Origin of the sequence: Collinsella aerofaciens, assembly GCF_040910245.1 — a bacterium.
In the GTDB taxonomy this organism is placed as follows: Bacteria; Actinomycetota; Coriobacteriia; order Coriobacteriales; family Coriobacteriaceae; genus Collinsella.
The window spans coordinates 65,624-79,371 of the sequence record NZ_JBDGAY010000001.1; the positions used below are offsets into that span (position 1 = coordinate 65,624).

Consider the following 13,748-nt stretch of genomic DNA (forward strand, 5'->3'; position numbering starts at 1 on the left):
CCTTTCCGTCGTAAACCATCGTTGTCGTAGTAAAAGCGCCGGCCGCATGATGCAGTCGGCGCTCGCATGTGCATATGCTAGCTATGATACCCCGAGCGGGGGCGCGCTCCTAGAACGTCGCGGACCACAGCCCGTGCAGGTTGCAATAGGCATAGACGGTACCGGTCTTGGAGCCGCCGGCAAAAAACGTTGCGGGCTTCATGCCGGGCTCAAGGTAATGGACCTCCAGACGGCCCTCGGCCTCAAGGGCGATCCACTCGATGTAGTGCTCGGGCACCATAGGGTGCTCGACCGAGCCCACGCGCGCACGGATCACGTGACCGTCGCGCTCGCTCTCGACGACCGGCACGTGCTTCTCGTGCGCCGCGTCCTCGGTGTTCGCGGTCAGCTCTGTGCAGCCGGCGGGGGTTGCAACGTCGTTGCCAAGGGCGGCAATGAGCTTGCCGTCGGGGTCCTTAAAGAATTTCGCCATAATGTTCTCCTTTGCTGATGTGCCGATGTTCTCGATGCTTCTTATGCCCAAAGGCAAGCGAACCATCCACGGCATCGCAAATGAACACATAACGAGCGGGGACGATGGGGCAACGTGCGCTATCCGCCCTGGCGGCCCCACCCGAGCGGGTTAGCGCCCGTCGCCGCCGAGCAGTGCCAGAACATCCTCGCGGGTAAACAGCGCCGAGGAGATGCCGTCGCCGCCGAGCACGCTGTTGACCAGGTCGCGTTTGGACTCCTGCATCTGCATGATGCGCTCCTCGATCGTGTCCTTGGCGATGAGCTTGTACACGGTCACGGTATGTTGCTGGCCAATACGGTGCGCGCGGTCGGTCGCCTGGTCCTGCGCGGCCACGTTCCACCACGGGTCGTAGTGGATGACCACGTCGGCCGCCGTCAGGTTGAGGCCCACGCCGCCCGCCTTGAGCGAGATCAGAAACACCGGCACCTCGCCCGCCTGGAACTGCGCGACCATCTTGGCGCGGCTCTCCTTAGACGATGCGCCCGTGAGCTTAAGAAAGCCGATGTCCTCCTTGGCCAGGCGCTTGCCAATGATATCGAGCATGCCCGTGAACTGGCTGAACAGCAGAATGTGGTGCCCGCCGTCGAGCGCACCGTGCACGAGCTCCATGCAAGCGTCGAGCTTGGCGCTCCCTGCCTTGTAGTCCTCGTAGTGTAGATGCGGGTCGCAGCAGATCTGGCGCAGCTTGGTGAGCTCGGCGAGCACCTTGAGCTTGTCTTTCTTAAACTCGGATGCCTCGCGATGCTGCACCTGCTGGGCGATACGGTCTTGGTTGGCCAGGTAGAGCTTGCGCTGCTCGCCGGTGAGCTGTGCCATGACGGTGTCTTCGATCTTCTCGGGCAGGTCGGCCACCACGTCTTCCTTAACGCGGCGCAGCACAAACGGCGACACGAGCGCTTGCAAGCGAGCGGCGCTGTCACCCTCGGCGTGCTCGACCGGGCTTTCGAAGCGCTTGGCAAACGACTCGCGCGAGCCAAGCAGGCCCGGCATCAAAAAGTCGAAGATGCTCCAGAGCTCGGACAAGCGGTTTTCGATGGGCGTGCCCGTCAGGGCAAAGCGCACGCCGGCAGGCAGACGCTTGGCGGCGTGCGCCACCTGCGTGAGCGGGTTTTTAATGTACTGGGCCTCGTCGAGCACCACACGGGCAAAGTCCTGCTCGGCATACTCGTCGATATCGCGCCGCATGAGGTCATACGACGTTATGACCACGTTATGCTCGTCAGCGCCGGCTATCTGCACGCGGCGCTGCGCCTTGGCACCCACGATGGCGCACACGTCGAGCGAAGGCGCAAAGCGCTCCAGCTCGGCAGTCCAGTTATACACGAGCGACGCAGGGCACACCACAAGCGTGGGCCTAGCGTCCCCCGCCTCCACGCGCGCCAGGATATGTGCGATCATCTGCAATGTTTTGCCCAGGCCCATATCGTCGGCCAAGATGCCGCCGAGGCCCAGATGCTCGAGCGAACCGAGCCACTGGTAGCCGTCGACCTGATAGCCGCGCAGTGTGGCCTTGAGCGAGACCGGCACCGTAAAGTCCATCTTGCCGAGCGTATCCAAGCGCTCGACGGTACGACGGAATGCAGCGTCGCGATCGGCCTCAAGCGCCGGCGTGCGCGCGAGCATGCTGTCGACAAACAGGGTACTCGACGCGGGAAGCGACACGCCGTCGAGCAGATCGACGGCATCGACGCCCAGGTCCTCGGCAAGACCAAACGCGGCGCGGGCACCCTCGTCCAGGCGCACGATGTCGCCGGACGTCAGGCGCGCAAACGTCTGGTGGCGCTTGTACGAGTCCAGATAGATGGCAAGATCTGCCGCCGAAAGACCGCTCGCGCCCAGTTCGACATCGAGCAGGTTGCTCTTGACGGTCGCGCACACCGAAAGCTTGGGCGCAGGGCGCACCGAGATCTGGCGTAGGCGGTCGCTGAGCATGACCTCGCCCAGCTCGGACAGGGCAGACAAGCCCTCGGTCAGCAAGTGGAACAGGCTCTCGTCGTCGCGCTCCTCAAACGCCAAGCCGCCCTCGTAAAAGTCGAAATACAGGGCCGCCGTATCCATAACGCGAAACTCTGCTATCTCGTCGCGCGGCGGCACGCCCGGGCGCTGTTCTTCGAAGGGGCTTCCCGGAGCACCCAGGCTAAAGAGATCTGCCGACCAATCGCCGTAGGCAACCGTAATCTTGCAGGTCACGAGCTCGTCGTCGACACCGATTGCCATGGCAAAGCTCGGCTCGGGCGCCACGGTGTCGAGCACGGCGGGAGCGGTGAGATCGGTGTATTCGCGCAGCACGGGCAGTGCCATGCGGCAGAATTCGCCCACCTGTTCGGCGGCGATATGGACCGGCGTGCGACAAGGCAGCAGACGCGACAGAAACGGTGCGGCATGCTGGGCAAACGCTGCATCGGCGCGGCGCGCGCGGTGCGTGTCGACCAGATAGGCTGCGTCGCCTGCGACAAAGCAGTACGTATCGGCCGGCAGGCGCAGGTCGTAGCTGCCACCAGCCGCCGGCGCGATCTTGGCGGCAAGGAGCGGCGGTTGTTTTGCCGAGACCTCGTCCTCCCCCACCGGCGACAACTCAACCGCCACCTCGTAGGAACGATGCGTCGTCGTTCCCCGCGACCAGGCGGGCTCAAAGGAAATGGTCCGGCCACGCAGCAAGTCCAGCATGTATACGATGTCATGCTCGGACAGCGGCAGCTGGCGCTCGGCGACAAAGCCGCTGCGTGCAAAATCGTACGACGCCGAACGCGAACTTGTGATGTCGCTCAGATACACAACCGTTGCCACAACAAGGTCGAGCAGACGCACCGAAACCTCGTCAAAGGCCTCGGGCGCATGGAGGAATGTGAGCTTTTTGCCGTACGAGAACGTGCCGCCGCGCACGTAGGCGGCGGCCATGCCGTCGATGTCCTTGACCACGTAGGACACCGAGCCGCAGCGGATGCGAAGCTCGAGCGCCCAGCTAAACCGGTCGGCAAACAGCGGATTGTAGTACGGCACCAGCGAGGGCTCCAACACCGCCTTGGGGGCATCGGGGTCGACAGTGCCGGCGAGCTTGCGGCGCATGCCCGCCAACTCATCCATGCGCGCGTCCGAAAGATCGGAGAGCGCCTTCATGAGGCTCGGGCTCGTGGGAACTGGCGCCGGGAAGGGAAAGTTAGGGTTGACGGCCGGTGCGGCGGACGAGGGACGCGCGGCTTGCTTGGGCGCCGCCGTAAACGTGCGGACCGGCGTGCGCAGCCCCTCGACGGGCTCAATGCCGCTGGCATCCAGGTACGCCAGCGCCGTGGCGATGGCGTGCTTGCACATGCCGGGGTAGCGATAGGCAGCGGGGCAATCGCAGTCGTAGTCGATCACCTCGTGCTCGTCCATGTCGAGCGCCACGTGCGTCTTGTACAGGTCGCCGCGCGAGCCACGCACTGCACCCTCAACCGTCACGTTTTTGGAGAAGCGCGAGCCGCTGTCCTCAATCGACAGCACGGCGCCGTTGAGCATGAGCGAGCGGCCCTTCATAAAGGTGCCGCTCAGCGCCGCCTCTTTCCGGAGCGCCTGCACAAACGTCCCCTGCGCCATCACTTCCTCCAATCTCGCGCGGACCAGCAAGGTCGCCTTTAGATCACCGTCACTCTGCCTTGGTTACCCACGATGGCCTTGGCCTCGGCCAGCAACGGAATCGAGCGCGCGTTGACCTTGGCAGGCACCTCGGCACGCAGCACGCGCCCGTCCACCTGCTCGATAAAGATCTCCACGCGGTCGCCGCCCGGGTTAGTGGTGAGCACCGTGGCCAGGCGGGCCATATTGCCCTGGCTAAAGCGGCTGTTGGGTACCATGACCTCAAACACCTTAGGCTTGTTGTTCTCCTCGTTGAGCTCCAGCGGCACGATCTCCTGCGCGATGATCTGGTCGCCGCGGTCCGAGCGCTCGAGCTTGCCCTTAATGCGCACAAAGGCGTCGGACAGCTGCGCGCCCGTCTCGGGATCGACCTCGCCGTACAGGTACCCCTCGGCCTCCTTGTAGGTCTTAGGGAACACCACGACGGTGGCCTCGCCTTCCATGTCCTCGAGCTGCACGATGCCCATGGGGTCGCCGTTTTTGGTCACGCGCTTGGACACGCTCGAGACCATGCCGGCCCACCACAGCGCCTTGCCCTCGGGAATCTCCTGGTTGATGGTGCCGCCCGTAGGATTCTGAACTTCGTAGCCGGTGTCGATCTGCGAGAACGAGAAGTCGCGCGCTTTGCTGAGCGCATACTCAAACGGGCGCAGCGGGTGGTCCGAGACATAGATGCCCAGAACCTCCTTCTCCTGGCTCAGCTTAAGGTGGCGGTCCCATTCCTGGCCGTCCGGATCGGGCACGCTGACCTCGAAACCCGAGCCCTCAACATCACCAAACATGTCGAAGAACGAGGTCTGGCCGCTCGCGCGGTCCTTCTGGCGCTTTATCGCGGCGTCGATGATGTTCTCGGGGTTGTTCTTGTCCACAAAGTGCATCATCTGGCGGCGCGGATAGCCCGTGGAGTCGAAGGCACCTGCCTTGATCAGCGATTCGATCACGCGGCGGTTGGCCTGGCTCGAGTCCACGCGCTCGACAAAGTCATGCAGCGTCTTAAACGGGCCGCCCGCCTCGCGCTCGGCGATAATCGCCTGCGCCACGCCGGTGCCCACGCCGCGGATGCCGGCCAGACCAAAGCGCACGCCTTCCTTGGTAGCCGTGAACTCGGTGCCGGACTCGTTGACATCTGGCGAAAGCACGGGGATGCCGTCGTGACGGCATGCCGAGACGTAGTGCACGATCTTGTCGGTCTTGCCCGTGTAGGACGTCAGAACGGCCGCCATGTACTCGTGCGGATAGTGCGCCTTGAGCCATGCCGTCTGCATAACCAGGATGGCGTAGCCGGCGGAGTGCGACTTGTTGAAGGCGTAGGACGCGAACTCGAGAACATCGTCCCAAATCTTCTGGGCGACCTCGCGCGTGTAGTTGTTCTTGATAGCGCCGTTCATCCAGTGGTCGTAGGTGGTCTCGTCCGAGCCATCCTCCCAGTGGAGCACCGTCGACGTGAGCAGCTTAATCTTTTTCTTAGCCACGGGCTTACGGATACGCGAGTCCGACTCGCCCTTGGAGAAGCCGCACATCTCGACGGAGATGAGCATAACCTGCTCCTGGTAGACCATGGTGCCGTAGGTTTCGCCCAGGATGTCGTCCAGACGGTCGTCGTAGGAGACGGCCGGCTCCTTGCCGTTCATACGGTTGATGTAGGACGAGACCATGCCGGCGCCCAGCGGGCCCGGGCGGTACAGGGCGATCAATGCCACGACGTGCTTGTACTCGGTAGGCTTCATGTTCTTGATCGTGGCCGTCATGCCGGCGGACTCGACCTGGAAGACGCCGGCGGTGTGACCGGAGCCCATGAGCTTAAAGATCTCGGGGTCGTCAAAGGGAATCTCTTCCTCTTTGATGTCGATGCCGAAGTTCTTTTTGATGTTTGCCTTGGCCTTGGAGATAACCGTCAGCGTACGCAGGCCCAAGAAGTCCATCTTGAGCAGGCCCATGTCGGCAACGGTATGGCCCTCGTACTGGGTAATCTCGACGCCGCCTTTAGTATCAAGCTTGGTGGGCACGTGCTCGTTGACGGGGTCGCGGCAGATCAGAACGGCGCACGCGTGCACGCCCTCGCCACGGGTGAGGCCCTCGATCGAGAGCGCCGTGTCGATGATGCGGCGGGCGTCGTCGTCCTTTTTATAGGCCTCGGCAAAATCGGGGTTAAACAGATCTTCTTTGCCGGGTTGTTTGTCGAGCACCTGCTTGAGCTTGACCTTGGGGTCGCTCGAGACCATCTTGGACAGGCGCTGGCCCATGTAGACCGGGTAGTCCAGGACGCGCGCGGCATCATTGATGGCCTGCTTGGCCTTGATGGTCGAGTAGGTGATGACGTGGGTGACCTTCTCAGGGCCGTAGAGCTGGCGAACGTGCTCCACGACCTCGAGGCGCCGCTCATCGTCGAAGTCCATATCGATATCGGGCATCTCGGTACGCTGCGGGGAGAGGAACCTCTCAAACATCAGGCCGTTCTCGAGCGGGTCGAACGCGGTGATGTTCATGGCGTAGGCGACGATAGCGCCGGCGGCAGAACCACGGCCGGGGCCGACGCCGATGCCGTTGTCCTTGGCCCATTGCACGTACTCGGCGACGATCAAGAAGTAGGCGGCAAAGCCCTTGTCGCAGATGACCTTGTATTCGTACTCAAAGCGCTCTTTGATGTTGACGCCACCGATCTCGCGCGTGGCCCAGTCGTCACCATAGTGCTGGCGCAGACCCTTCTCGCACTCGCGGCGGAACTGGCTCTCGTGCGTCTCGCCGGGGTCGAGCAACGGGAAGCGCGGCAGGATGATGGAGTCCCAGTCGAGCTCCACGTAGCACTTGTCGGCGATCTCGAGCGTGTTGTCGCAGGCCTCGGGGCAATACGGGAACATCGCTCGCATCTCCTCCTCGGTCTTCATGTAAAACTCCGAGCCGGTCATGCGCATGCGGTTGGGGTCGTCGACCTTGGCGTTCATACCGATGCACATGATGACGTCCTGCACGGGCGCGTCCTCGCGACGCAGATAGTGGAAGTCGTTGGTGGCGATGACCTTGACGCCCACCTGTTTGGCAATGTCGATGAGCGTGCGGTCCATCTGCTCGTCGGTCAGGCCGTTGTCGGTGGTGATGCCGTGTTCCTGAATCTCGATATAGAAGTCGCCGGGGTCGAAGGTGTCACGGAAGGTCTCGGCCCACTTGATGGCGCCTTCCATGTCACCGCGGTCGATGTATTTGGGAATAATGCCCGCGATACAGGCGCTCGTGCAGATCATGCCCTTGGCGTGGCGGCGCAGGTTGTCGAGCGTCACACGGGGCTTGTAGTAAAAGCCCTGTACGGCGGCCTCGGAGACCGTCTGCATCAGGTTGACGTAGCCCTCCTGGTCCTTGGCCAGAAGGATCATGTGGTAGAGCTCGGGCTTGTGGTCGCGGGCGAGCGTCTCGTCCGGCGTAAAGTAGACCTCGCAGCCAAAGATGGGTTTGATGACCAGGGGCGGCTTGAGCTCGTCGATGTTGCCCTTCTCGTCCCACATGGCCATGTCCTTCACATACTGGGCATGCTCGCGCGGGTTTTCCTCGGGATCGGGCTCCACCAGCTCGTCGCGGCGGTCCTTTTCCAAGAAGGCCTTGTCGTGGCTCCAGGTTTTGTACTCGGGCGTGTTGTGGTTGACGGCGTCGCAGGCCAGCGCCAGGTCGGGCACGCCGTACATGTAGCCGTGGTCGGTGATGGCCACGGCGGGCATGCCCAGCTCAACGGCACGGTTGACCATATCCTGGATACGGGTTGCGCCGTCGAGCATGGAAAAAACAGTGTGATTGTGCAGATGGACGAATGCCATGTGATGAGCTCCGATGCGGGTTCGTGTTCTGACTGAACGATTTTACCGCACGGCGCGGACGGCACCCGAACCTAGCCAAACCCACACGGGTAGTCTTTTTGGGACCCTCAAAAAGGGGAATGAGGGCATCCAGATATATCGAGTATTACTGGAACCCCGGCGATGCGCGGAATGATTTGTGACGGATAGTCATGTCCATCAAGAAGGCTCGACGCTTCGGATAGCTCGTCAATCGATATATCAATTCTTGGAGACCTGCATTCCTACCATTTTTAATGAAACAACGGCGGTAATTGCTATCGCGATTGCACCAATAATACCGAGCGCTATCTGAATGGGATATAACCCCAACACATGTCCAAATATGGAGAAAAACATTGCGGAAAAGAGGGCCCTTACCAGAGACGCGGCGGAAAGGATCGTCGCGCGGAGATCGTCCGCTATCGCGTCTTGGATTAAGTTTTCCGAAGTGATGTACACCACTTCTGGGAGGAAACAAAGCACCATGCTAAGGCCAAACAAGCACAGAGGATTTGAAGCGAGCCACGGAAGAATCAAGAAAAGGCCAGCCTCGATTAGCATCGAGACGAGCATGGTATTTCTTTTCCCGAAACGCGATGAGAAGAAATCTGCTGCAATGTAGGCCGTCGCATTTACTGCATAGGATGCACCGAAAAAGATTCCTATTATGGAGACGGGAGCATCAAATGCGTCGAATACCAACTGATTCAAGTTGTAATAACTCCCGTAGAATCCGTCGAGCATGCTTGTGCCGATGAGGAGAAGCAATACCGCAAAAGCGGATTCTCCAACGCGCCAGGTCTCGCGCCTGAACATCTTGGCTGCGTCAAACCTCCCCTTTTCTGATCTTTCAGAACGGGTCGTTTCCGTCCTCTCAATGGGATACAGAAGGAAAAGCTGCAGGAGATAGAAAACGGAGACACATACGTAGAGGGCACTCCAAGATACTTGGGCAATGAAAGATCCGAGCACAATTGCCATTCCCGTAGCGATTGATTGCGCGGCAAGCAGCCGAGCGTTGATGGTGAGGAAGCGCTCTCCTTGACCGGCATTTCGGGCAATTTCATATAAAAGTGCTTGTTCGGATCCCGATTGAAGGGAGTAGGCGAGTGCCTCAACAAGGGAAAGCACGACAAGAAAGGGGCCTGAGAGCAACAGCATGCCGGCGGTATGGAAGAAAAGCAGCAGCACGCCCACTTGAATCGAAAACTTCTTTCCAAAGAAATCGCCTATCAGCCCTGTTGGCAGCTCGAGGACGACCGTTGCTATGTTGAACAGGGCTTGATAAAGCGCGATTTCCGTGACAGACATTCCTTTCTCCGCAAGGAAAAGTAGAAACACTCCCCGATTTAAAACAAATCCCGTGAGAACGAAAAAGGCGGAATAGACGTGCAGTTGCGTAGTGGCATTCTTATTCATTTGGCACTACCAACAACTATTTTTGTCGGGCCGCTCGCTACTGATTCGAAACCTGAAGTGTTCACAGTTGATGTGAAGAGCGGTAAAGCTTTTGCACAGGGTATCAATGGAGTACATCCGAAGCGTTTTCGGCAGTATCATCGGCGAAGGCGGGATTAGCCTTTACGCGGCGCTCACCCTCGATGTATTTGACGATTTGATCAATCGTCTGGTTGGCGTGGCTCTTGAGCTTGCGCTCATAGAAGAAGAGGCCGAGCTTGCCGCGCGTGCCAGACGTGTTGCCACCCACGCCCTGAAAATCCTCGGTATAGGTGAGCTCGCAGGCACCATCGCCAGCAGGTGCAGCCTCATAGCGCATGGTATTGATGCCCGCCGCATACTGAAAACGGACCTCATAGAGGCACGGGTAGTCAAAGTGCTTGATCTTAACCTTGATCGCCGTGCCCTTGGCCTTGCCTTTTGCGGACTGGGCGCGCTTCTCGTACTTATAGCCGTTGAGCTTGTTGCGGCTGGGACGCTTGCCCGTGGCGTTCTCGATATCCTGCATGATGGACCCCGCCAGAGCGTCAAAAAGCTCCTCCGGTGTCACCTTAAGCGTTTTGGTGAGCTGCATGATGGCTCCTTATTCGTTTGAACCGTTCGAGTCATTGTAACGCCCCAGGCTCTCCCATGCGTTGCGGTGCCATTTGGACGATTGAGGGCTTTACAGCCGCAAAACTACCCAAATAGCACCGTAAAGCCTGAGGTGGCTAGAGGTTGTAGGTGACCACTTGAGGTTCGGCGGGTTCGACGAAGATGGCTGGATTCGCCTGCTCCACGCGGACGAACTTGACGGTCACGGCCTCAAAGCCCGCCTTGTGCAACACATCGGCGTAGACGCGCGCCTGCAGGGCGTGCTTCTCGAGCAGCTGGTCCGGCGTCTCATCCGGCGTGCCACCTGTCTTGTAATCGATGACCAGTGCGCGCGACGGATCGGCCGGGTCGGTCGCCAGTGCATCGATGGCGCCCTCGGCATAGACACCGTAGCGGGCAATGTCCTCGTCCTCGCAGCCCAGTGAAAAGAACGGCACCTCGGCGCGAACGCACGGCCACGCGAGCAGGTCGGCACGAACAGCCGACTTGAGCCAGCGGTCCAGGGCAACGTCGAAGCGTTCGCGCTGCTCCGGCGTCAGGCACCACAGACGCGCCAGCGCATCGGCACGCTCAGCGGGCAGCGCATCGGCACCCATCTCGATGAGCCACTGGCAGGCGGCGTGGAAGGCCGAACCCAAGGCCATGGGATTGCCGGCGGGCTCAACGGCGGCCACGTCTGCATCCGTCATCTCGGAACCATCCGACTCCGCATCATCGCCAGCCTCGTCCATGGGCACGCGCGTCTCGGCGGCACGGTCTTCCGTCTCGGCATGCAGTGCCGCGGCGATTGACGAGTAGCTATATGAGTCACGCGCCGGGAATGGACAGGTGCCCATGCGCACGCCCACTGCCTGGGGATACACAAGCTCAAACGAATCGGGCTCGGGGTCGGCAGGACCGGGAACGGTTGAGCGCGCAGCATTATCGGCGGCATCGGCATCGCCACGAACAAGCCTGCCCTCGACATCCAGCGAAGCGTTGGCCTCAAACACCTGCTCGCCAAACGTAAAGTCCGCCAGCGAGATGAGCTCGTAGTCGCCCGGCTTGGAGTTGTCGAACGCTAAACGGTCGCTATCGAGCTGCGGCATGTCCAGGCTGCCGGTCGGCAGGATGCGGCGCAGCACGTCGTAAGTCAGATCCGTCTCGACATCGAAGGTCGGCGCCGTCACCTTGCCGCGGCTCACGCCGGCGTCCATCGCCAAAATGACCAGCTCACGCGCTCGCGTCATGGCGACATAGAGCAGACGAGCCCGCTCCTCAAGCGAAAGTTGCAGGTCGTCGTTGCGCAGGCGGGCAAATGCCTCGGCGGGAGAACCCGTCGCACAGACGTCCTCCATGAGCTCCGGCGGCAGCCACAGCGACGTGCCCTTGCCCTTAAACGCATGCTCAAACTGCTTTTTGACGTCGTCGCCCTTCACAAAGGTACCATCGGCGAGCTTAACGCCGTCGAAGCGTGCCGGCAGTGCCACGACCTGTGCTCCGCCCTCGACGCGACCCATCTGTGCCGCACCCGAGGACTTACGCACGCCAAAGCACTCGGCGACCGCCACGACCGGATATTCCAAACCCTTGGAGGCATGGACCGTCATGATGCGCACCGCGCCGTCGCCCTCCTCGTTGAGGGCACCCGGGGCCTCCTTGCCCGCCAAGAAACGGTCGAAGGCCAGCGCGATGGAACGCGGCGAATTGCCGAACTCGGCCTCCGCCTCGGCCACGGCATCGAGCGCCTTGAGCACGTTGGCGGCAATGGCCTTGCCCTCGGGACCACGCTGCGCCAGACGCACAAACCAGCCCGAAGCGTTGACCACGTCGCGCGCGATGGCGGCGAACGAATCGCGGCCCACGCGACGAAGCGCATAACGCAGCACCTCGCGGGCGCGCGTCACGAGCGGCAGGTCCTGCAGGCCCGGCGCATCGGAATCGCTCATGATGCCCGCATCGATGTTGCGGCGCGAGGTCTCCCCCGTCTCGCTATCGAGCTTGGTCGCCAGCGCCAGGAACTCCTGGACGCCGAGCGCAAACATCGGCGAGGCCAGCAACGGCATGAGGCCCTGCGCCGTATCGGCCGGATTGGCGAGCGCGCAGACCAGGGCGCGCACCGTCTGCACCTCGGCGGCTTGGGAAAAGACCGAGCCGCCCGCGATGACGCAGTCGAGCCCCTGGTCGCGGAAGGCCTGGGCGTAGACGTCGGCATTGGTCATGCGGCCCAGCAGCAGCACCATGCCGCCCTGGGGCTGGCCGGCATCGGCAAGCGCGCGGAATCGCTCGGCGATCGCACGGGCCTTGGCCTGTGTGCGCTCCTGCGTGCTGCCGCCGGCAACAAAGAGGGCCTGGCGACGCGAGGCGTCTGCCACCAGCGTGTCCTTGCGTCCGTCACTCGCCTCAAGGTCCAAAAAGCCCTGCATCAGGCCGCCGTCATCGCCGTCGAAGACGCGTGCCACATAACGCAGTACCTCGTCATGGCTGCGGAAGTTGCGCACGAGCTTGACGAGCTCGCCGGCGGGGGTGTCGGTCACGGCAGTCGCCTCGGGCGCGGCAGACGAGCCCACCTTGCGCTCCTGGCGATGGAATACCTCGACCTCGGCGCCACGGAAGCGATAGATCGACTGCTGCGCATCGCCCACGGTGCACAGCGCGCGCTCCCCCGCGCCCGTCAGATAGCGAATCAAATCGACCTGCATCTGATCGGTATCCTGGAACTCATCGATCATGACCATCTTAAAGCGGCCCTCGTACGCAGCACGGATGGCTGGGTAATCGCGCAGGGCCTCGTAGGCCATACGCAGCAGGTCGTTATTATCGAGGGCGGACTGGGCAGCCTTCAATGCGCGATACTCGGCCTCGACGGAACGGGCCAGGCCCACCAGCGCATCGAGCGCCGGGCCACCGCAGGCAAGCACGATATTGATAAACGCATCGGCGGCCTCGGCCTTGAGCAGCTCGACCTGCTCCTTGGGGAATGCCTTGCTCGCGCGCGGCATGGTGCACGACATCATGAGTCGCGCCGCATCCTCCATGGTTTTGCCACTCGCCTCAAACGCGTCGATGGCATCGAGCGCCGTCTGCGCCTTCTCGGTCGCGGCCTTGCTTGCGCCCAGCGCCGCGCGATAGGCATCGGCGAGTGCCGAGGTATCGGCCTGCCCGCGCGCCACGCGCGCGTCGTCCATACCGCCCGGCAACTGGCTCGACAGCTCCAGCAGGTCGCGCACCAGACCCTTGATGGTCGTACCGCCGCCAAAGGAACCGCCCTCGCCCGCCATGGGATACCAGGCATAGAGGGCCTTGAGCGATGCCGCGAGCTCGGGGGCGGCATCGGGTGCCGTCGCGCGACCCAGCACATGCTCAACAGCCTGGTCCATGAGCTCGTCGGTATCGGTGAGCACCGTGAACTCGGGGTCGATGCCCAGCTCCAGCGCGTGCGCGCGCAGGATACGCGAGCACATGCCGTGAATGGTCGAAATCCACGCGTCGTCGACGGTCAGTGCTTCCTCGTCCATGCCCTCGTCGATAAGCGCACGGCGCACGCGGTCGCGAATCTCGGCCGCGGCATCTTTGGTAAAGGTAATGGCGAGCACCTGGTCCAGATGCTCAACGAACGGACCGGATTCGGGCGAGAGCGCATAGACGATGCGACGCGTGAGGGTAAAGGTCTTACCCGAACCGGCGCCCGCCGAGACAAACAGCGGGCGGTCGAGCGTTTTGACAATCTGCAGCTGTTGCGGCATCAAAGTCGAAAGATCCATGGT

The 13,748-nt window shown here is 61.8% G+C and carries 6 protein-coding genes; all 6 read right to left on the reverse strand.

Annotation, left to right across the window (positions count from 1 at the left end):
- Window positions 1–109 precede the first annotated feature (109 nt).
- Entirely contained in the window at window positions 110–472 is a 363-nt protein-coding gene (locus AB5Z20_RS00305) for a desulfoferrodoxin family protein (RefSeq protein WP_117786690.1), read from the reverse strand.
- 150 nt (window positions 473–622) lie between these two features.
- Window positions 623–4,087: a DEAD/DEAH box helicase gene (locus AB5Z20_RS00310; protein ID WP_368155779.1), complete on the reverse strand. Its 3,465-nt coding sequence runs from the start codon at window positions 4,085–4,087 to the stop codon at window positions 623–625.
- A 38-nt stretch (window positions 4,088–4,125) separates the two neighbouring features.
- Window positions 4,126–7,929, reverse strand: a complete 3,804-nt coding sequence (dnaE, locus tag AB5Z20_RS00315; RefSeq protein ID WP_195361074.1) for a DNA polymerase III subunit alpha — start codon at window positions 7,927–7,929, stop codon at window positions 4,126–4,128.
- A 240-nt stretch (window positions 7,930–8,169) separates the two neighbouring features.
- Window positions 8,170–9,369, reverse strand: coding sequence for an MFS transporter (locus AB5Z20_RS00320; protein ID WP_368155781.1), 1,200 nt, complete (start codon window positions 9,367–9,369; stop codon window positions 8,170–8,172).
- Window positions 9,370–9,472: 103 nt separating this feature from the next.
- Window positions 9,473–9,982: a DUF3284 domain-containing protein gene (locus AB5Z20_RS00325; protein WP_250787438.1), complete on the reverse strand. Its 510-nt coding sequence runs from the start codon at window positions 9,980–9,982 to the stop codon at window positions 9,473–9,475.
- Between the two features lie 136 nt (window positions 9,983–10,118).
- Window positions 10,119–13,745 carry a UvrD-helicase domain-containing protein gene (locus AB5Z20_RS00330; RefSeq protein WP_368155783.1) on the reverse strand — a complete coding sequence of 1,209 codons (3,627 nt, stop codon included), beginning with the start codon at window positions 13,743–13,745 and terminating at the stop codon, window positions 10,119–10,121.
- Window positions 13,746–13,748 lie beyond the last annotated feature (3 nt).

Bases quoted from the DNA above. Each gene is read 5' to 3' on its own strand.
- AB5Z20_RS00330 (WP_368155783.1), bottom strand. From the start codon at position 13,745: ATGGATCTTTCGACTTTGATGCCGCAACAGCTGCAGATTGTCAAAACG.
- AB5Z20_RS00325 (WP_250787438.1), bottom strand. From the start codon at position 9,982: ATGCAGCTCACCAAAACGCTTAAGGTGACACCGGAGGAGCTTTTTGAC.
- AB5Z20_RS00305 (WP_117786690.1), bottom strand. From the start codon at position 472: ATGGCGAAATTCTTTAAGGACCCCGACGGCAAGCTCATTGCCGCCCTT.
- dnaE (WP_195361074.1), bottom strand. From the start codon at position 7,929: ATGGCATTCGTCCATCTGCACAATCACACTGTTTTTTCCATGCTCGAC.
- AB5Z20_RS00320 (WP_368155781.1), bottom strand. From the start codon at position 9,369: ATGAATAAGAATGCCACTACGCAACTGCACGTCTATTCCGCCTTTTTC.
- AB5Z20_RS00310 (WP_368155779.1), bottom strand. From the start codon at position 4,087: ATGGCGCAGGGGACGTTTGTGCAGGCGCTCCGGAAAGAGGCGGCGCTG.